The 19,949-nt window shown below is 34.8% G+C and carries 19 protein-coding genes, 3 tRNA genes and 3 rRNA genes; 13 read left to right on the top strand and 12 right to left on the bottom strand.

Going from position 1 to position 19,949, the window contains the following annotated elements:
- Positions 1 to 352 precede the first annotated feature (352 nt).
- The 5 genes from ACQ65T_RS01640 (at position 353) to rrf (ending at position 5,458) form a co-directional block, all read left to right on the top strand.
- Positions 353 to 1,868, top strand: a 16S ribosomal RNA gene (locus ACQ65T_RS01640).
- Positions 1,869 to 1,954: 86 nt separating this feature from the next.
- A tRNA-Ile gene (locus tag ACQ65T_RS01635) sits at positions 1,955 to 2,028 on the top strand.
- 80 nt (positions 2,029 to 2,108) lie between these two features.
- Positions 2,109 to 2,182, top strand: a tRNA-Ala gene (locus tag ACQ65T_RS01630).
- A gap of 148 nt (positions 2,183 to 2,330) precedes the next feature.
- Positions 2,331 to 5,211: ribosomal RNA gene (locus tag ACQ65T_RS01625) — 23S ribosomal RNA — on the top strand.
- A 137-nt stretch (positions 5,212 to 5,348) separates the two neighbouring features.
- Positions 5,349 to 5,458 (top strand): 5S ribosomal RNA (gene rrf / locus ACQ65T_RS01620).
- Together the 16S, 23S and 5S rRNA genes with 2 tRNA genes alongside form the textbook arrangement of a ribosomal RNA operon.
- A gap of 125 nt (positions 5,459 to 5,583) precedes the next feature.
- Here rrf and ACQ65T_RS01615 read toward each other — a convergent pair.
- The 3 genes from ACQ65T_RS01615 to ACQ65T_RS01605 all read right to left on the bottom strand — a co-directional run bounded on the left by ACQ65T_RS01615 (position 5,584) and on the right by ACQ65T_RS01605 (position 7,720).
- Positions 5,584 to 6,042 carry an RNA methyltransferase gene (locus ACQ65T_RS01615; protein WP_430399367.1) on the bottom strand — a complete coding sequence of 153 codons (459 nt, stop codon included), beginning with the start codon at positions 6,040 to 6,042 and terminating at the stop codon, positions 5,584 to 5,586.
- A gap of 93 nt (positions 6,043 to 6,135) precedes the next feature.
- Positions 6,136 to 6,345, bottom strand: coding sequence for a hypothetical protein (locus ACQ65T_RS01610; RefSeq protein WP_430399366.1), 210 nt, complete (start codon positions 6,343 to 6,345; stop codon positions 6,136 to 6,138).
- Positions 6,346 to 6,580: 235 nt separating this feature from the next.
- Entirely contained in the window at positions 6,581 to 7,720 is a 1,140-nt protein-coding gene (locus ACQ65T_RS01605) for an acyl-CoA dehydrogenase (protein WP_430399365.1), read from the bottom strand.
- 92 nt (positions 7,721 to 7,812) lie between these two features.
- Here ACQ65T_RS01605 and ACQ65T_RS01600 point away from each other — a divergent pair, with 92 nt between their 5' ends.
- From ACQ65T_RS01600 to ACQ65T_RS01565, 8 genes are all read left to right on the top strand, one after another.
- The gene (locus ACQ65T_RS01600; RefSeq protein WP_430399364.1) at positions 7,813 to 8,892 is read left to right on the top strand and encodes an anhydro-N-acetylmuramic acid kinase; all 1,080 of its coding nucleotides are present in this window, start codon (positions 7,813 to 7,815) and stop codon (positions 8,890 to 8,892) included.
- Positions 8,893 to 9,004: 112 nt separating this feature from the next.
- Positions 9,005 to 10,234, top strand: a complete 1,230-nt coding sequence (locus tag ACQ65T_RS01595) for a Glu/Leu/Phe/Val dehydrogenase dimerization domain-containing protein (RefSeq protein ID WP_430399363.1) — start codon at positions 9,005 to 9,007, stop codon at positions 10,232 to 10,234.
- 9 nt (positions 10,235 to 10,243) lie between these two features.
- Entirely contained in the window at positions 10,244 to 11,599 is a 1,356-nt protein-coding gene (gene nhaD / locus ACQ65T_RS01590) for a sodium:proton antiporter NhaD (protein ID WP_430399362.1), read from the top strand.
- Positions 11,600 to 11,650: 51 nt separating this feature from the next.
- Positions 11,651 to 12,358: a MotA/TolQ/ExbB proton channel family protein gene (locus ACQ65T_RS01585; RefSeq protein WP_430399361.1), complete on the top strand. Its 708-nt coding sequence runs from the start codon at positions 11,651 to 11,653 to the stop codon at positions 12,356 to 12,358.
- Position 12,359: 1 nt separating this feature from the next.
- On the top strand, positions 12,360 to 12,755 hold the full coding sequence (locus ACQ65T_RS01580) for an ExbD/TolR family protein (protein ID WP_430399360.1): 396 nt from the start codon (positions 12,360 to 12,362) through the stop codon (positions 12,753 to 12,755).
- A 22-nt stretch (positions 12,756 to 12,777) separates the two neighbouring features.
- Complete coding sequence (locus ACQ65T_RS01575) at positions 12,778 to 13,584, top strand: energy transducer TonB (RefSeq protein WP_430399359.1); 807 nt, start codon at positions 12,778 to 12,780, stop codon at positions 13,582 to 13,584.
- Positions 13,585 to 13,592: 8 nt separating this feature from the next.
- Positions 13,593 to 14,807, top strand: a complete 1,215-nt coding sequence (locus ACQ65T_RS01570) for a bifunctional folylpolyglutamate synthase/dihydrofolate synthase (RefSeq protein WP_430399358.1) — start codon at positions 13,593 to 13,595, stop codon at positions 14,805 to 14,807.
- 80 nt (positions 14,808 to 14,887) lie between these two features.
- A tRNA-Val gene (locus tag ACQ65T_RS01565) sits at positions 14,888 to 14,962 on the top strand.
- A 56-nt stretch (positions 14,963 to 15,018) separates the two neighbouring features.
- Here the strand turns inward: ACQ65T_RS01565 and ACQ65T_RS01560 are convergent.
- From ACQ65T_RS01560 to ACQ65T_RS01520, 9 genes are read right to left on the bottom strand one after another with little or no spacing between them, the layout of a single operon-like run.
- A complete protein-coding gene (locus ACQ65T_RS01560; protein WP_430399357.1) occupies positions 15,019 to 15,450 on the bottom strand; it encodes a hypothetical protein in 432 nt (143 codons plus the stop codon).
- A complete protein-coding gene (locus tag ACQ65T_RS01555; protein WP_430399356.1) occupies positions 15,450 to 15,809 on the bottom strand; it encodes a hypothetical protein in 360 nt (119 codons plus the stop codon). Before ACQ65T_RS01555 ends, ACQ65T_RS01560 begins: the two co-directional genes overlap by 1 nt.
- Positions 15,810 to 15,850: 41 nt before the next feature.
- Positions 15,851 to 16,231: a hypothetical protein gene (locus tag ACQ65T_RS01550; protein ID WP_430399355.1), complete on the bottom strand. Its 381-nt coding sequence runs from the start codon at positions 16,229 to 16,231 to the stop codon at positions 15,851 to 15,853.
- 11 nt (positions 16,232 to 16,242) lie between these two features.
- Positions 16,243 to 16,812, bottom strand: coding sequence for a hypothetical protein (locus ACQ65T_RS01545; RefSeq protein WP_430399354.1), 570 nt, complete (start codon positions 16,810 to 16,812; stop codon positions 16,243 to 16,245).
- Between the two features lie 11 nt (positions 16,813 to 16,823).
- Entirely contained in the window at positions 16,824 to 17,348 is a 525-nt protein-coding gene (locus tag ACQ65T_RS01540; RefSeq protein ID WP_430399353.1) for a hypothetical protein, read from the bottom strand.
- Positions 17,349 to 17,359: 11 nt separating this feature from the next.
- Positions 17,360 to 17,887: a hypothetical protein gene (locus ACQ65T_RS01535; RefSeq protein ID WP_430399352.1), complete on the bottom strand. Its 528-nt coding sequence runs from the start codon at positions 17,885 to 17,887 to the stop codon at positions 17,360 to 17,362.
- A gap of 15 nt (positions 17,888 to 17,902) precedes the next feature.
- A complete protein-coding gene (locus ACQ65T_RS01530) occupies positions 17,903 to 18,340 on the bottom strand; it encodes a hypothetical protein (RefSeq protein ID WP_430399351.1) in 438 nt (145 codons plus the stop codon).
- A gap of 18 nt (positions 18,341 to 18,358) precedes the next feature.
- A complete protein-coding gene (locus ACQ65T_RS01525) occupies positions 18,359 to 18,721 on the bottom strand; it encodes a hypothetical protein (RefSeq protein WP_430399350.1) in 363 nt (120 codons plus the stop codon).
- Positions 18,722 to 18,764: 43 nt separating this feature from the next.
- Complete coding sequence (locus tag ACQ65T_RS01520; RefSeq protein WP_430399349.1) at positions 18,765 to 19,754, bottom strand: WG repeat-containing protein; 990 nt, start codon at positions 19,752 to 19,754, stop codon at positions 18,765 to 18,767.
- Positions 19,755 to 19,949 lie beyond the last annotated feature (195 nt).

The following is a 19,949-nucleotide window of genomic DNA, read 5'->3' as shown; positions in this document are numbered from 1 at the left end:
TTAGCTACTGGTAAAAAAAGAAATTTTTTTTTCAAAAAAGTTTGCCAGAATCAAAAAACGAATTACCTTTGCAGCCCGCAATTAGCGCAACGTTCTAAAAATTATTGAGTGAGTAAAAAAGGAATAAAAATTTTTCAATTTTTTTTCAAAAACACTTGCGAGATTAAAAAGAAGTTGTACTTTTGCACCCGCTTTGAGAAACAAGCGACATTAAAAAGAAAGACACGTTCATAGACATATTGGATTGACAGCACGATTTAGATCTTCGGATTTAGATTGTAAAAATTAAGAGAGTAAGACTTAAGAGATTAAGAAATAAACCTAGCCTTTATCGTACAATATTAAAAACACTACGATGAAGAGTTTGATCCTGGCTCAGGATGAACGCTAGCGGCAGGCCTAACACATGCAAGTCGAGGGGTAGTAAGTGCTTGCACTTATGAGACCGGCGCACGGGTGCGTAACGCGTATGCAATCTACCTTGTACAGAGGGATAGCCCAGAGAAATTTGGATTAATACCTCATAGTATTATTGAGTGGCATCATTTGATAATTAAAGTTCCAACGGTACAAGATGAGCATGCGTCCCATTAGTTAGTTGGTAAGGTAACGGCTTACCAAGACTATGATGGGTAGGGGTCCTGAGAGGGAGATCCCCCACACTGGTACTGAGACACGGACCAGACTCCTACGGGAGGCAGCAGTGAGGAATATTGGACAATGGGCGCAAGCCTGATCCAGCCATGCCGCGTGCAGGAAGACGGTCCTATGGATTGTAAACTGCTTTTATACAGGAAGAAACACCTCTACGTGTAGAGGCTTGACGGTACTGTAAGAATAAGGATCGGCTAACTCCGTGCCAGCAGCCGCGGTAATACGGAGGATCCAAGCGTTATCCGGAATCATTGGGTTTAAAGGGTCCGTAGGCGGCCTTATAAGTCAGTGGTGAAATCTCCTAGCTCAACTAGGAAACTGCCATTGATACTGTAGGGCTTGAATTATTAGGAAGTAACTAGAATATGTAGTGTAGCGGTGAAATGCTTAGATATTACATGGAATACCAATTGCGAAGGCAGGTTACTACTAATACATTGACGCTGATGGACGAAAGCGTGGGTAGCGAACAGGATTAGATACCCTGGTAGTCCACGCCGTAAACGATGGATACTAGCTGTTCGGAGCAATCTGAGTGGCTAAGCGAAAGTGATAAGTATCCCACCTGGGGAGTACGAACGCAAGTTTGAAACTCAAAGGAATTGACGGGGGCCCGCACAAGCGGTGGAGCATGTGGTTTAATTCGATGATACGCGAGGAACCTTACCAAGGCTTAAATGGGAAACGACAGATTTGGAAACAGATTTTTCTTCGGACGTTTTTCAAGGTGCTGCATGGTTGTCGTCAGCTCGTGCCGTGAGGTGTCAGGTTAAGTCCTATAACGAGCGCAACCCCTGTCGTTAGTTGCCAGCGAGTCATGTCGGGAACTCTAACGAGACTGCCAGTGTAAACTGTGAGGAAGGTGGGGATGACGTCAAATCATCACGGCCCTTACGCCTTGGGCCACACACGTGCTACAATGGACGGTACAGAGAGCAGCTACTGGGTGACCAGATGCGAATCTTCAAAACCGTTCTCAGTTCGGATCGAAGTCTGCAACTCGACTTCGTGAAGCTGGAATCGCTAGTAATCGGATATCAGCCATGATCCGGTGAATACGTTCCCGGGCCTTGTACACACCGCCCGTCAAGCCATGGAAGCTGGGGGTACCTGAAGTCGGTGACCGTAAGGAGCTGCCTAGGGTAAAACTGGTAACTAGGGCTAAGTCGTAACAAGGTAGCCGTACCGGAAGGTGCGGCTGGAACACCTCCTTTCTAGAGAAAGATAAAGTATAGGTTCTTGATTAGATTAAGAATTACTCTCGCTGTTAGTTCAAATAATACAATATAAGTAAAAACAGAGTCTCGTAGCTCAGCTGGTTAGAGTACTACACTGATAATGTAGGGGTCGGCAGTTCGAGTCTGCCCGGGACTACTTTTTTAACTTATAAGGAAATTCTAGAAGTTGGGATTCACAATTCATAATTCTGAATTCATAATTCTGGATTTAAAATTGGGGGATTAGCTCAGCTGGCTAGAGCGCTTGCCTTGCACGCAAGAGGTCATCGGTTCGACTCCGATATTCTCCACAACGGCTATACGTTAAAACTGGCATTATTGTCAGTGGCGACGCGCCACAAGTTCATTGACATATTGAGAAAAGAAAATATATTAAATATATAGAAAGCACAAATTTTTGGGTATTCTACGTAAGTAGGATATTTAATAAAACAAGTACAATAAGCAAAATAAGGGCGTATGGGGAATGCCTAGGCTCTCAGAGGCGATGAAGGACGTGATAAGCTGCGAAAAGCTACGGGGATCGGCACACACGAATTGATCCGTAGATATCCGAATGGGGCAACCCGGCATGTTGAAGACATGTCACTCCGATAGGAGAGTAAACCCGCTGAACTGAAACATCTAAGTAGGCGGAGGAGAAGAAAACAAAAGTGATTCCGTAAGTAGTGGCGAGCGAACGCGGATTAGCCCAAACCAATGTTGTTACGGCAATATTGGGGTTGTAGGACCACGACATTTCATGCGGATTGAATTAGAATAACCTGGAAAGGTTAACCATAGAGGGTGATAGTCCCGTATAGGTAAGAGAAGATATGAATAGTGGTATCCTGAGTAGTGCGGGGCACGTGAAACCCTGTATGAATCTGGCGGGACCATCCGCTAAGGCTAAATACTCCTGAGAGACCGATAGTGAACCAGTACCGTGAGGGAAAGGTGAAAAGAACCGTGAATAACGGAGTGAAATAGATCCTGAAACCATACGCTTACAAGCGGTCGGAGCCCTTTAGTGGGGTGACGGCGTGCCTTTTGCATAATGAGCCTACGAGTTAACGTTGCTGGCAAGGATAAGTGGTTAAGCCATGGATCCGTAGCGAAAGCGAGTCTGAATAGGGCGCTTTAGTCAGTAGTGTTAGACGCGAAACCGTGTGATCTACCCATGGGCAGGTTGAAGCTTTGTTAACCCAAAGTGGAGGACCGAACCCGTTGACGTTGAAAAGTCTTGGGATGACCTGTGGGTAGGGGTGAAAGGCCAATCAAACTCGGAAATAGCTCGTACTCCCCGAAATGCATTTAGGTGCAGCGATGAAATATAGTTATATAGAGGTAGAGCTACTGATTGGATGCGGGGGTTTCACCACCTACCAATTCCTGACAAACTCCGAATGCTATATAATGGTCCTCATCAGTGAGGGCATGGGTGCTAAGGTCCATGTCCGAGAGGGAAAGAACCCAGACCATCAGCTAAGGTCCCCAAATATATGTTAAGTTGAAATAACGAGGTTTGTCTGCTTAGACAGCTAGGATGTTGGCTTGGAAGCAGCCATTCATTTAAAGAGTGCGTAACAGCTCACTAGTCGAGCGGACGAGCATGGATAATAATCGGGCATAAACATATTACCGAAGCTATGGATTTGTAATTTATTACAAGTGGTAGGGGAGCATTCTAAACTGGGTCGAAGGTGTGATGCGAGTCATGCTGGACTGTTTAGAAAAGAAAATGTAGGCATAAGTAACGATAATGCGGGCGAGAAACCCGCACACCGAAAAACTAAGGTTTCCACAGCTATGCTAATCAGCTGTGGGTTAGTCTGGTCCTAACGCGAACCCGAAAGGGGTAGTGGATGGCCAACGGGTTAATATTCCCGTACTACTTATAATTGTGATGGAATGACGGAGTGATGAAAGCACCGCGAACTGACGGAATAGTTCGTTGAAGATTGTAGCTATAGAGACTGTAGGCAAATCCGCAGATTCTGGCAAAGATCGATAGTACTCGGAGTCTTCGGACAAAGGGATAGTGTGCCTAAGGGCTTCCAAGAAAAGTTTCTAAACTTAGATTATAAGTACCAGTACCGTAAACCGACACAGGTAGTTGGGGAGAGAATCCTAAGGTGCTCGAGAGATTCATGGCTAAGGAATTAGGCAAAATAGACCCGTAACTTCGGGAGAAGGGTCGCCACGCTTTGCGTGGCCGCAGTGAAAAGATCCAGGCGACTGTTTATCAAAAACACAGGGCTCTGCAAAATCGTAAGATGAAGTATAGGGCCTGACACCTGCCCGGTGCTTGAAGGTTAAGTGGAGATGTTATCTTCGGAGAAGCATTGAAATGAAGCCCAAGTAAACGGCGGCCGTAACTATAACGGTCCTAAGGTAGCGAAATTCCTTGTCGGGTAAGTTCCGACCTGCACGAATGGTGTAACGATCTGGATACTGTCTCAGCCATGAGCTCGGTGAAATTGTAGTAGCGGTGAAGATGCCGCTTACCCGCAGTGGGACGAAAAGACCCTGTGCACCTTTACTATAGCTTAGTATTGACCTTGGATAAGTGATGTGTAGGATAGGTTGGAGACTGTGAAGTGGCGTCGCTAGGCGTTGTGGAGTCATTGTTGAAATACAACCCTTTGCTTATCTAGGGCCTAACTCTCTTCAGAGAGGACATTGCTTGGTGGGTAGTTTGACTGGGGTGGTCGCCTCCAAAAGAGTAACGGAGGCTTCTAAAGGTTCCCTCAGCACGCTTGGTAACCGTGCGTAGAGTGCAATGGTATAAGGGAGCTTGACTGAGAGACATACAGGTCGATCAGGTACGAAAGTAGAGCATAGTGATCCGGTGGTTCCGCATGGAAGGGCCATCGCTCAAAGGATAAAAGGTACGCCGGGGATAACAGGCTGATCTCCCCCAAGAGCTCATATCGACGGGGGGGTTTGGCACCTCGATGTCGGCTCGTCACATCCTGGGGCTGGAGAAGGTCCCAAGGGTTGGGCTGTTCGCCCATTAAAGTGGCACGCGAGCTGGGTTCAGAACGTCGTGAGACAGTTCGGTCTCTATCTACTGTGGGCGCAAGAAATTTGAGTGGATCTGATTCTAGTACGAGAGGACCGAATTGGACAAACCGCTGGTGTATCTGTTGTTCCGCCAGGAGCACTGCAGAGTAGCTACGTTTGGAAGGGATAAGCGCTGAAAGCATATAAGCGCGAAACCCACCACAAGATGAGATTTCTTTTAAGGGTCCTAGAAGATGACTAGGTTGATAGGCTATAGATGTAAAGGCAGTAATGTCATAGTCAAGTAGTACTAATAACCCGTAAGCTTATGTACATTTTCCCCCGCTTCGGCGGGGGGAGAAACTTTCTATAAAAAAATGATTTTCTTGTCTCAGTATGTTAAGATATTGTTCAATTGATACTTATTTATGATAAGTAACGTTGAAAAGTTGTCCAAAGCAACTAACCTTTTAAGGTGGTTATTGCAGCGGGGCTCACCTCTTCCCATTCCGAACAGAGAAGTTAAGCCCGCTTGCGCAGATGGTACTGCAATCCTGTGGGAGAGTATGACACCGCCTTTCTTTTAAAAACCCTGTTCTAACGAACGGGGTTTTTTGTTTTAAATCAGTTTTGATAATTAAAACAAAAAAAAGACGAACCGGTATGGTTCGTCTTTTTTGTATGTTGTAATGAATTTATATAAATATTATTGTCTAGGTTTGTTAATTCCTCTATCATATAGTACAATACTTCCAGCAACGGAAACATTTAAGCTTTTTTCTGACTTGAATTTTACTAAATAATGACATTTTTCAATGGCTTTTTTAGATAAACCATGATCTTCTGCGCCTAATAAATAGACACAACGTCTTGGATGTTCAAAGGTTTCTAAATCAGCTGCGTTTTCGTCTAATTCCACTCCTACCAATCGTGCGCCTTTTGGTAAGTTTTTATAAAAATCTTCAAAAGATTCATAATGAAAATAAGGTAATGATTTTACTGCATTATGTGTATCACAGGCTTGTTTGGCATATCTATTTCCTATAGTAAATATATAACTAGCACCCAAATTTTGTGCTGAACGCCATAAAACACCTAGATTTTCTGGAGTTTTACCGTTTTGTATACCAATGCCGAAATACTCGGTTATAAAATTATCATTCATGAGGCAAAAGTACTAAGTGTTATTAGTATTGTCAAGTTTTTGATATCGAAGATATTCTTTGTTTTGTAGCTACTTGTGTAACCTTTCCTTAATTTAGAAAAAACTGAGTATTCCTTTGTAAATCATAATTACACCCATGATGACAAGACATAAACTCGCAGCAAAACCTCTGAATTTCCTGAATTTATCTGGTAAACTCAAGTTATCTGTATTTTCTTTGTCTAAACTTTTTTTTAGATTTATTAAAAATAAAACTCCCACAACTAAACTAGCAATTCCTAATAGAAAATTCTTATAATCCATTTTTATTTATTCAGCCATTTACATAATGCTAATTTATAATATTTTTTTGTCTCTTGCACTATTTTACTGTGTGGGATAGTAGAAGCATCCTTTTATTTGTCATTGCGAGGAGGTACGACGTGGCAATCTAAATAAAAGATATAGCGTATAGCCCGACCGTAACGAAGTGGAGGACACAGTATAAAAAAAGTCCGACTTAAAAAATCGGACTTTATAATATTTATATACGATTAGCTTATTTTACTAATCCTCTTGAAATTACAATACGTTGGATTTCTGAAGTTCCTTCATAAATTTGCGTAATTTTAGAATCACGCATCATTCTTTCTACATGATATTCACTTACATATCCGTTTCCACCGTGAATTTGAACAGCATCATTAGCCACTTCTAAAGCAATTTCAGAAGCGTATAATTTTGCCATTGCGCCAGAATGAGCAATATCTTCACCAGCATCTTTTTCGGCAGCAGCTTTGTGAATTAATAATCTAGCAGCAGTTATTTTAACATGCATGTCTGCTAATTTGAAAGCGATTGCTTGGTGTTGGAAAATTGGTTTTCCGAAAGTTACACGCTCTTGAGCATATTTTAAAGCTAATTCGTAAGCGCCTTGAGCGATTCCTAATGCTTGAGAAGCAATTCCTATTCGTCCACCATTTAATGTTGACATTGCGAATGCAAATCCGAATCCGTCTGCACCTATTCTATTTTCTTTAGGAACTTTTACATCGTTAAATAATAACGTATGCGTGTCAGAACCTCTAATTCCCATTTTCTTTTCTTTAGGTCCTACTTCAAAACCTGGCATTCCTTTTTCTACAATAAGAACGTTAATTCCTTTGTGGCCTTTTGAAGCGTCTGTTTGAGCAATAACTAAATAAGTAGAAGCAGTTCCACCATTAGTAATCCAGTTTTTTGTACCGTTTAATAAATAATGATCACCTTTGTCAATTGCAGTGGTTCTTTGTGAAGTTGCATCTGAACCCGCTTCTGGTTCTGATAAACAAAATGCGCCAATTACTTCTCCTTTTGCTAATGGTGTTAAATATTTAACTTTTTGCTCTTCTGAACCGTATTTTTCTAATCCAGCACAAACTAAAGAGTTATTAACCGACATGATTACTGCTGCAGATGCATCCACTTTAGCAATTTCTTCCATTGCTAAAACATAAGAAACACTGTCTAAACCAGCTCCACCATATTTTGGGTCAACCATCATTCCCATGAAACCTAAATCAGCCATCATTTTAACTTGTTCAGTAGGAAATTTTGAGTGTTCGTCTCTTTCTATTACTCCAGGTAATAATTCTGTTTGAGCAAAATCTCTAGCTGCTTGCTGAATCATTAATTGCTCTTCGGTTAATTTAAAATCCATAGTATGTAAATAAGGTTTGTGTTTTTTTTATAAAGTTTTCAAATGTACTTATTTATTACCAAATTTTCAATAGTAATTTGTAATTTTAACCCATGTTTAAAGATAGTTATCAGGTTGTTGGGGTTATGTCGGGCACATCGTTAGATGGTGTAGATTTGGTTTATGTGACCTTAACATATTCTGATAAATGGGAGTTTAAGATTCATTTTTCTGAAACTATTCCTTATTCAGACTATTGGTTTAATCTGTTGTCAAGTGCTGTAAATTTATCAAAACAAGAACTATTAGATTTAAATGAATCTTACACGGAAGAATTGGCTAGAATAATAAGTGCTTTTATTTCGAAGTATTCTATTGTTGAAATTGACGCAGTTTCTTCTCACGGACATACAGTTTTACATCAACCACAAAAGGGATTCACACTGCAAATAGGTAATCTTGAAAAACTATCTACTTTATTAAAACAAAATGTAGTTTGCGACTTTAGAGTTCAAGATGTAGAATTTGGAGGTCAAGGTGCGCCATTAGTACCAATTGGTGATCGTTTGTTATTTTCTCAATATGATTATTGTTTGAATTTAGGAGGATTTTCTAATATTTCATTTGAAGAAAATTCACATAGAATTGCATTTGATATTTCGCCAGTGAATACTTTGATGAATTTGTATGCAAATAAATTAGGTTTTGCTTATGATGATAGAGGCAATTTAGCAAGAAGTGGCAATTTGAATTTTGATTTATTAACGGAATTAAATGCTTTGCCTTTTTATAAATTACCATATCCAAAATCACTAGGAATTGAATTTGTCAACGAAATCATATTGCCGTTAATTTCTAAATATAAGATTTCTGAAATTGATTTGTTGCGAACATTTGTAGAACATGTAGCTTTTCAAATAAGTAACTCAATATCTCGAGAAAATACATCACTTTTAGTAACTGGAGGTGGAGCTTATAATGATTTTTTAATTGAACGAATGAAGGGCTATTTGCCAAATATATATGTTGAAGTTCCAGGTAAAATTACATTAGAATTTAAAGAAGCACTTGTTTTTTCATTGTTAGGTGTTTTGAAATTGCGAAATGAAATTAATACATTAGCTTCAGTAACAGGTGCTGAACAAGACCATAGTGCAGGAAATATTTATTACTATAAAAATCTAAATTGTTGAAAATCAGCAGTAGAGTATTTTTAGCTATTTGATAATCATTATTTTATCTCGGCAAAATATACATAATTGATTAGAATATGTATATTTGTGAAACTCAAAATAACCAACTAGAATGAAAGATTTATTAAAGAAATTTGAAAATAAAGAACCAGAAATAGTATTCAATTGGAAAGATCCTGAAACAGAAGCAGAAGGATGGACAGTTATTAATTCTTTAAGAGGTGGAGCAGCCGGAGGTGGAACAAGAATGCGTAAAGGATTAGATATGAATGAAGTACTTTCTTTAGCTAAGACTATGGAAGTTAAATTCTCTGTATCTGGACCGGCAATTGGCGGTGCAAAATCTGGGATTAATTTTGATCCAAATGATCCTCGTAAAAAAGGTGTATTAGAAAGATGGTATAAGGCAGTTTCTCCTTTGTTGAAAAATTACTACGGAACTGGTGGTGATTTAAATGTTGATGAAATACATGAAGTTATTCCTATGACAGAAGATTGTGGTGTTTGGCATCCGCAAGAAGGAGTTTTTACAGGTCATTTTAAGCCGACTGAGGCTGATAAAATCAATAGAATTGGTCAATTACGTCAAGGTGTAATTAAAGTTATTGAAAATCCAAATTTTTCACCAGATGTAAACAGAAAATATACAGTAGCAGATATGATTACTGGATATGGTGTTGCAGAAGCAGTTCGTCATTTCTATGATATTTATGGAGGTAATGTGAAAGGGAAGAAGGCTATTGTTCAAGGTTTTGGTAATGTAGGTTCTGCGGCAGCGTTTTATTTAGCAGAAATGGGAGCTAAAGTTGTTGGAATTATTGATAGAGACGGTGGTTTAATTAATGAAGACGGATTCTCTTTTGAAGAAATTACTGAGTTATTCTTGAACAAAGACGGAAACAAATTAGTTGCGGACAACATGATTCCTTTTGACGAGATCAATGAAAGAATTTGGAAAATAGAAGCTCAAATCTTTGCTCCATGTGCTGCTTCAAGATTGGTTACTAAACAACAAGTGGATAATATGATTGCTTCAGGATTAGAAGTGATTTCTAGTGGAGCAAACGTTCCTTTTGCTGATAAAGAGATTTTCTTTGGTTCTATAATGGAAGAAACAGACTCAAAAGTAAGTTTGATTCCTGACTTTATATCGAACTGTGGTATGGCAAGAGTTTTTGCTTACTTTATGGAGAAAAAAGTTCAAATGACAGATGAATCAATTTTTTCTGACACTTCCAATATCATCAAAGCTGCAATTCAAAAAACACATGATGCAAGTTCAGATAAAATGAACATAAGTGCTCGTGCTTTTGAAATTGCATTAAAACAACTTATCAAATAATTTTAAAAAATGGAAATTTTATTAATCACAATATTTGTTCTTGGTTATGTTGCCATAGCTATGGAGCACACTTTTAAAATTGACAAATTAATTCCTGCTTTAGGAATGATGGCCATTTTATGGGCGTTAATTGCTGTAAATCATCTAGAGGTTTATGAAATTTTACCTGGAATAGGTAAAGAAAGCCATCATGTAGAAGGTGTGTTATTGCATCATTTGGGGAAAACTGCAGAGATTTTGTTTTTCTTAATGGGAGCAATGACTATTGTTGAGATTGTTGATTATTTTGATGGTTTTTCTACTATTAAGTCATTCATTAAAACTAAAAGTAAAGGAAAGTTACTTTGGTTGTTTACTATTTTGGCATTTGTACTTTCAGCTATTATTGACAATTTAACAGCAACAATTGTATTAATTACAATTTTACAAAAAATCATAAAAGACAGAGAAGTGCGTCTGTGGTTTGCTGGATTAATTGTAATTGCAGCTAATGCAGGTGGTGCATGGTCTCCAATTGGAGATGTTACCACAACAATGTTATGGATTGCAAATAAAGTTTCAGCAGCTCAATTAATTGAACATGTTTTAATTCCTTCAATTTTATGTTTTGCAGTTCCTACATTTATTGCTTCTCGTATGAAGATTTTTAAAGGATTTATTGAAGATGAAGTTGAGGATGAAAAACCAAAAAATAAATACAGCGCAGTAATGTTTTATTTGGGTCTAGGATCAATTCTTTTTGTGCCTATTTTTAAAACGTTTACACATTTGCCTCCTTATGTAGGAATGATGCTTTCGTTAGCTGTTGTTGCTGCTGTTGCTGAGTTTTTTAGTAATAGAAAGTTCTCTATGGGTGAAGCTACTTCTGATGGTGGACATCATTCGCCAGTTCATAAATCACTTTCAAAAATTGAAATGCCAAGTATATTATTTTTCTTAGGAATTTTAATGGCTGTTGCAGCACTAGAATCACTTGGTATGTTGTTTGATTTTGCGGGCACGCTAGAAGCTAATGTGCCTTATCTTGGAACAGAACATTCTTCAACAAAAATATCTGATTTGGTAGTTTTATTATTAGGTGCAGGTTCTGCAATTATTGATAACGTGCCTTTAGTTGCTGCCAGCATTGGTATGTTTCAAATTGGTATGGATGAGCCGGCATGGCATTTTATTGCTTATTCAGCAGGAACTGGTGGTAGTATCTTAATTATTGGTTCTGCTGCAGGTGTTGTAGCAATGGGAATGGAAAAAATTGATTTCATGTGGTATTTAAAAAATATTGGTTGGTTGGCACTAGTAGGCTTTTTAGCAGGAAGTGCGGGTTTCATTTTATTAAGAGACTTTTTATTGAATGCAACCCATTAAAACATTGACAATTTTTTTAATAAACCATCGTTATATAATAAATTAATAAATATGAGTATATTTCTTCAAGCAGATAGTTTAGCTGTAGCTAATCAAGTGTTATCAGAAGATTCACAGCCAGTTGAGCAAACATTATCTATATGGTCATTGCTTACAAGTGGCGGAGCAGGTGGTATTGCAATTATGATAGTTTTGTTTTTGCTATTATTTATGGCTTTGTTCTTGTATTTCGAACGCATTATGGCAATAAATAAAGCTAGTAAAATAGATGCTAGTTTCATGAATAATATAAAGTTGCATATTAGCTCAGGTAAAATTGATGCAGCAAAAATGTTATGTGCTCAAACAAATTCTCCAGTTGCTCGTTTGATTGAAAAAGGTATTTCACGTATTGGGAAGCCATTAGAAGATATAAACACTGCAATTGAAAATGCGGGTAATCTCGAATTATATAAGTTGGAAAAAAACACAAGTATGTTAGCTACTATTTCTGGAGCTGGACCTATGATTGGTTTCTTAGGAACGGTACTTGGTATGATTCTTGCGTTTCATAAGATGGCAAGTGGCGGTGGACAAATTGAAGTGGGTGCTTTGGCAGAAGGTATTTATACTGCAATGACTACAACCGTTGTTGGTCTTGTTGTAGGTATTATTGCATATATGGGGTATAATCACTTAGTTGTTAAAACAAATAAGATTGTGAACCAAATGGAAGCAAATGCTGTAGAATTTCTAGACTTATTAAACGAACCAGTATAATATGAAGTTAGGTAAAAATAAAAATAAAGTATCTACAGAGTTCAATATGTCGTCTATGACGGATATTGTTTTCTTGTTACTTATTTTTTTCATGATAACTTCTACAATGGTTACAACAAATGCACTTGACTTGGTTTTACCAAAAGGAAAAGGTAAAACAGATAGTAACAAGAATTTAGCGGTTAGCATTGATGAAAACTTGCAGTTTTTTATTGATAAAGATAAAGTTGATGAAACTCAATTAGAATCACAGCTTTTAGCTTTGATGGCTAATGCAGAACAAAAAGCAATTATTCTAAGAGCAGAGAAATCTGTTCCACATGAAAAAGTAGTTTATGTTATGGATATTGCTTATAGAAACGGAATGAAAATGGTAGTTGCGGTTAACCCAAAATAGCTATAATTTAACAATAGATAAAATGAGCTTTTTAGAAACTCCAGAAGAGAAAAAATCATTTACTATTACAAGTGTATTATTTGTAATACTATTTCTATTGTTTGCCTTTTTAGGACTTACTTATATGGATCCTCCGCCAGAAAATGGTATTGCGGTGAATTTTGGTACTAGTGATGTAGGTCAAGGAGAAATTCAACCTATAAAGCCTATAGCGTCAGCTCCGCAAACTTCTCAAGTACAACCAGAAACTACTCAAGATGAAGAAATATTAACTGATGAAAGTGATTCGCCTGTGGTTATTCAGCCTAAAAAAAATACTCCAAAGCCAAAAACACCTACAGAACCAAAACCAGAAGTTAAGCCAACACCTAAGCCCTCTCAGCAAACCAATAATGCTTTAAGTAGCATTTTAAATTCAAAAAAATCTGAAGGAGAAACTAATGGAGGTCATGGTAATGATGGTTTGCCTGGTGATAAAGGTGATCCTAATGGAAGTATCTATGCTAATAGTTTTTATGGAAGTGGTTCTGGAAATGGAAATGGTTCTGGAAATGGAACAGGTTACGGCTTAAGTGGTAGAAAATTATCTTCTCCTGGGAAAAAAGTTGAACAATGCGGTAATGAATCTGGAACTGTCGTTGTTCAAATTACAGTTAATAAATCTGGTAATGTGATTAAAACTCAATATGTTAAAGGAACAGATAATACAACTCCTTGTGTTCTTGAGGCAGCCTACAAAACTGCAAGAGAATATAAATGGCAAGCAGACTCAAATGCTCCAGAAACTCAAATAGGTTTTGTTGTGGTTAATTTTAAACTAGGCGAATAATTTTTCAAATGACTTATAAAGAAACAACCGATTGGCTTTTTAGTCAACTTCCTATGTTTCAAAACCAAGGCGCTTCTGCCTATAAAAATGATTTATCTAATATTGTTTTATTAGATGACTATTTAAAAAATCCACACAAACAATTTAAAACCATTCACGTTGCTGGTACTAACGGAAAAGGTTCTACTTCTTCATTGTTAGCTTCTGTTTTGCAAGAAGCCGGCTATAAAGTTGGTTTATACACTTCTCCACATTTAAAAGACTATAGAGAACGCATTCGAATTAACGGAAATATGATTTCTGAAAGTTACGTTGTTGATTTTGTTGCAAAGCATAAATCTTTTTTTGAAGAACATCAATTGAGTTTTTTCGAAATGTCTGTTGGTTTAGCCTTTGATTATTTTTCTTATGAAAAAGTAGATGTAGCTATTGTTGAAGTGGGTCTTGGTGGTCGTTTAGATGCTACAAATATTATTACGCCTTTAATTTCTGTTATTACTAATATAGGCTTAGATCATACGCAGTTTTTAGGCAGTACTCTTGATAAAATTGCTTTTGAAAAAGGTGGAATTATTAAGAAGAATATTCCAGTTGTAATTGGAGAGTATGTTAATGAAACAAAATTTATTTTTGACTCTTTGGCTGAATCGAATATTTCTGAAATTACTTTTGCACAAGATTTAGAATTTGAAGATTTACCATGTGCTTTACTGGGTGATTATCAAGTCGCAAATAAGAAAACAGTATTGTCTACTTTAAATTGTATAAAAGATGATTTTGTTATTTTAAATTCACATATAAAGAGTGGTTTTTTAAATGTTGTTTCTAATACAAGTTTGTTAGGAAGGTGGCAAGTTTTAAATGAATACCCAAAAGTTGTTTGTGATACAGCTCACAATTCTCATGGTTTAAATATTGTTTTAAATCAAATTAGTAAAGAACAATTCGAAGAATTACATATTGTTTTAGGAGTTGTTAATGATAAAGATTTAGACTCTATTTTACCCTTGTTTCCAAAAAAAGCAAAATATTATTTTTGCTGTCCTAAAGTTTCTCGTGGTTTAGATGCTAAAATTTTAAAAGAAAAAGCGTTAAAGTATTCACTTGTTGGAGAAGTATATTCTTCTGTAAGAGAGGCTTATGATTTTTCTTTATTGAGTTCAAATAAAACCGATTTTATATTTATAGGAGGTAGTACTTTTGTTGTTGCCGAAATTATTTAAAAATTTATAAAATTTGTTTGGAATTACTAATTTCTAGTGTATATTTGCACTCGCAATACGGAAGTAGAGCGAATTTATTGGGGCGATTAGCTCAGCTGGTTCAGAGCACCTCGTTTACACCGAGGGGGTCGGGGGTTCGAACCCCTCATCGCCCACAAACAAAAAAGCACTTCAGATGAAGTGCTTTTTTGTGCTTTGTAATGTGTGATTTTTATGTACATCTATTTTTAAAACATTTACCTAAAATATAAATGGTTTCATTTCTAATTTCAATATTTTCTGTACTATTAATAATATAGTTTTTTTTGCCGGAATATTGAAATAGCTTATCATAAATAATACGGTCTAAGTAATCTTTTATAATTAGTTCTAAACCAGAATTAGGATACAAAACTTCTTTCAATTCTTTATAATCAATTTCTTTAAAAGAAGATGAGTCGTTATACAATTCGTCATCTTCTTTTATTTCATTTTTAAGTGTATTATATTCTTCTTTTATTAATTTTATAAAATCTTGAAACGAAATTTCTAATATAAAGTCAGTAAATTGATTTTCAACATGATTTATTCTTCCAAAATTTAGGCCGTCGTTATGGGAAACCAAATGTAAAGGAATATAACTATTTTCAATTTTAATTTTCACTATTTTGGAGTGTCACATGAGTAACCTTCTTTATTTCTTACATAAGCCATAGCATCAAAATCATAACCTGCATATTTAAAACCTACGGTGTAAACTCTAAATTTTCCACATTCTTTAAAAAAGGTTAATTTATATCCTTTTCTGTTTTTACTAACAGCTCTACCTATCGCCAATTCTTCTGTGTCTTCTGCAAATTGCAAATGTTGTGTAGGACCAGCAGCATTCCATTTTTGATATTTATTTTGCCAGGTTACAACATAGGCAGGACCTGATGGACCTACGTTTTCTGTTTTTTTATTAAAGCCATAAAAAAGGATTGCTAATAAAAGGAAACTTGTAATAATAATTATTTTTTTCATTTTAGAATATTTAAAGGGTTAGTTGTTTTTTAGCACAAAAACTATTTTAAATAAATTTTTTCATTTTTACAAAATAATTCAAACTTAATTACCTTAAGATTACGATTATTAGCCCATTGTATTTCTTTATTTCTCGCATCTATCATATAATTTTTTTCTTCATGATATGAGGAATTACAGGCGTAAATATCTTCAACATTGTAATTTAAATCATTTTCTATCAAATCATAGATTTCACTTCTACTAGGCATTTCTGTACAATAAAATACATTTGATATAAATACCTGCTTGGCTTTTGGATTAAATACATGAATAAAATGATATCCTTCGTTATTACCAGTTTTTTGGTTTAAGTCATTAAAGGATGTCGTTAAAAATAGTAATGCTGTTAGTAAGGTGGTTTTTAAAATTATTGTCTTCATAATATAACTTTTTAAAATTTATTTTTTAATTCATTTTTGTCTTTAAAAGTAATTGTATAATTAAAAAATGTGCTTAAATGTTTAATTGCTTTAAAAGTACTATTAGCGGTATCACCATCATTAAAGACAAAAGATAAAGTTTTGTTTTTTAAACTATTTTCTTTGTTTTTAAATGAATAATGTTGACCATTTTCTTTGTTTTCATAATAATAATAGTCTAAATCTCCATTTAGTTCTATTATATATTTTGATTCATAAGGCTTGAGGGTTATAAGCTTAGTGTTATTTAGATACAGAAAATATTTTTGTCGTATAACATCATCAATATACATATTTAACCCTTCATTATAATTTCTTGTTGTAATATCTTGTATTATTAAAATTGTACTGTCACTGTTACTGAATGAAAACTCTCCGACGTTTAAGGAGTATTCAGTTTTACCTATAATTACAACACTCTCATGTACTTTTCCATATTCATTTAACCATTCAATCGTCTCTTCCAAAGTAGCATCGGATTGAGCATGGGAAAATGGAACTATTGTAATTAATGCTAAAAATAAAAAAATTGTTTTTTTCATAATTTGAATTGTTAAAATTTGTTTTCTAGAGAGCGTTTGTCTTCAAAAGGGATATTGATATTTTGCAATTTGAACAAGTGCTTTATTGCCTTTATTACTCGGTCAACTTTTTCGGACTCAGATTCTACTGGAAAATTATAAGACACATTATGCCCATGCTTATCCAATAAATTTAAAATATAATGAGTTGTTGTTTTACTGACTGACCATTTTATTAATTCACTGTCATAAACATAGTATTCCCAATAACACCCACAACTGCCAAATCCACTACTTAAATAATATGTAGAACCTTTTTTCATTGTGATACATTCTTTATTATTAGCTCGTTGTGAAAATTTAACAAAACCGGTAAACTTACCGCTGGATTGTTTCTCTACTTCACCTATTGAATGACATTTCGTGCCTTCAACAATTCTTTCTAAACCATAAACATTTAACCAACTAATTGTTTCTTCCAAAGTAGCATCTGATTGAGCATGGGAAAATTGAACTATTGCAATTAAAACTAAAAATAGAAAAATTGTTTTTGTCATAATTTGAATTGTTAAAATTTGTTTTCTAGAGAGCGTTTGTCTTCTATTGTTATGTTTAAATTTAATAGTTTAAAAAGATGTTTTAATGCTTTAAGGGTTCTTTCCATTATTTTTTCTTCCGAGTGATCATATCGATAATGGAAATATCTACCTTTAATATCATAAATAGTTATGCCTAAATTTCTTGAATCTTTTGATATCGTCATACTTTTTAGTTCATCTGCGTAAAGATGATAAGTTAGGATATTGCAATTAGCACTAGTATAGCAAGTTTTGTACCTATCATTTAGAGCAGTCTCACATTCATCTACCTCTACACTTTTTGAGAATACTACTTTATTTGATTCGTGTTTTCTTTGCATTATATAAAAAATAGGGTGTTTGCCAACTACTGGAAGTCCACATTGTGTCTCACCAAAATAAGAAAATCCAAAGTTGTTTAACCATTCTATAGTTTCCTCCAAAGTAGCATCTGATTGAGCATTTGCAGATGTTGATAATGCAACATACGCTATAAAAATAAAAATATATTTTTTCAAAATATTTCTAATTAATTATTCACAAAATCTTTCATGTTCATTCACTTTCCACCAATGAAAGTCGGGAACACAATCTGCTTTTTCTTCTAATTCATCATAATTTTTCCAAAGCCAGTCTAACGCTTTTTGCTCACTTGTATAAGTCCAACTGAAAGTTACATCGTTTTTATTATAATTTCCACCTGGTGTGTATTTTATTTTATTATTCATTCTGTCTAAAGCGTAGGAAGTAGATAAACCATAATCAGACTCATCTTCCAAACATTCAGATTGGATTATTAAACCTGCTGTATAATGACATGCCCATTTGCCGTTTCCTTCCCATTTAGTTTTTGTAAAAAAATATGCTCTAAAAAGTTTTTTTGGTTTAGAGTCAATATTTTCATGTTTGGTAAAACTTGTAAATATTGATAAACAAAAAACAATTAAAATGATTTGATTTATTTTTCTCATATTTAAAATTATATTTAGTTATCTAATTCTGTTTTTTTTAGGATATTCGAGCATTACTTTTCGTAAAATAAATTCACTTTCTTCGCTAAAATCGTCTTCTAAAAATTTGTTAGCAATTTCAGCTATATCGTTTTGCGAAATTGGATACTGTTTGCATTTTTCTTGAATTTCTTTATCATATACTTGTTTTTTACCGAGTAAAATTCTGGCTTTATTGTCAAGAATTAAACCAATTATACCTAAAAGAACATAATCAGCTGTCTCATAATCCTGCAATTTTATTTTATCGGATTCAGAAATGTTCGTATCGTTAGTATATAACTTTTTTAGCCATTCAATTAAATCAGATTCGCAATTATTTTTAATTAAAGTTTCTATCACAAAATTTATTTTAAAGCATTTTCATCTTGTTGATTTTAATAATTTATTCTTCTATCCATTCTTCTTGAACGTAAGCAGGATAGGGTAATGATTCTTTGGTTTTGTATTTGAATTCGCTTCGTTCTTCACCTGTTAGCCAATCTACCCAACCCCAATTATCGTCTTTTAAACAAGCGAGTTTAATTACGTTGTTATGATCGTATAATTTGTAATCGTCATATTTACAAGGAACAGATTGTTTGGCTTGTTCACCATAGCTAAATTTAGATAGGTAGAAGCCAATTTTACCATTTTGAGTAACAGCGGTAAATTTTCCATTCCACGAGAAGAATTTTATGTCATCGTAGTTTGCAGGAATTAATGTTTTAATTTCGGTACCCTCTAAATCTTGATACATTCCCCATTTTTTGGAGCTTTTGTTTCTGCCTTTAAAAACGCCATCTCCGTTACCTGAATCAAATAAAATTACATCGCACTCTAATTGCTTTTTTGCTCTTTTAATAATGGCTATTTCCCAAGGAGATACATTTTGAAGCGGAACTTCATCAGGCGTTTTGTATATGCAATCTATAATAATTTCTTGCTCAAACCAATCGGCTAATCCCCAAAGATTATTTTCTTGAATTAGTGTGTAATATGCTTCGTTTTTTTCTTTTATGAGAATTTTAGAAAATTTGAATTCTACTTTGTTTGCTGAATTTCCTATTTCATACGGATTTAGAAGTATTCCGTATTTATTTTTGTTTTTTACAATAGCAAAAGGTTTATGGTCAAACCAACCTAAGGAGTCAAATTTAGGTTGAATAATTGTGTTTATTTCGATATTATCTTTATCATATGCTGAAATTGAATACAATCCCCATTTTTTGTTTTTGAATATTTTAGCTACTTCATCACCTCCAAAATAGCCCCATTCTATTTTTTTTGCTTTTAATTTTTTTAAAATTTCTTTATTGAATTCTTTTTGAGAAAATACATTTTCACTGAAAATCAGGAAACAAAATAAAACTAGTATTTTATTAAAAATCTGCATCTTATATAAATTAAGTTGGTGAATTTTAGCTTTTTTAAGATATAGAAAACTAAAATAAATATTTAATTTGATAAGTTAAAACGTTTTTAATTTATTTTTATTTGATAGGTGATAAAGTGGTTTTATGTGAACAAGATTTTAATTATTAAATATCATATTTGAAAAATATGTTGACATAGAATAAGTTGAAAGAGG

Source organism: Flavobacterium sp., assembly GCF_965284515.1.
Lineage (GTDB): Bacteria > Bacteroidota > Bacteroidia > Flavobacteriales > Flavobacteriaceae > Flavobacterium.
Note: the sequence above shows the minus strand (reverse complement) of the source record. Positions and strands in the feature narration are given on the sequence as shown.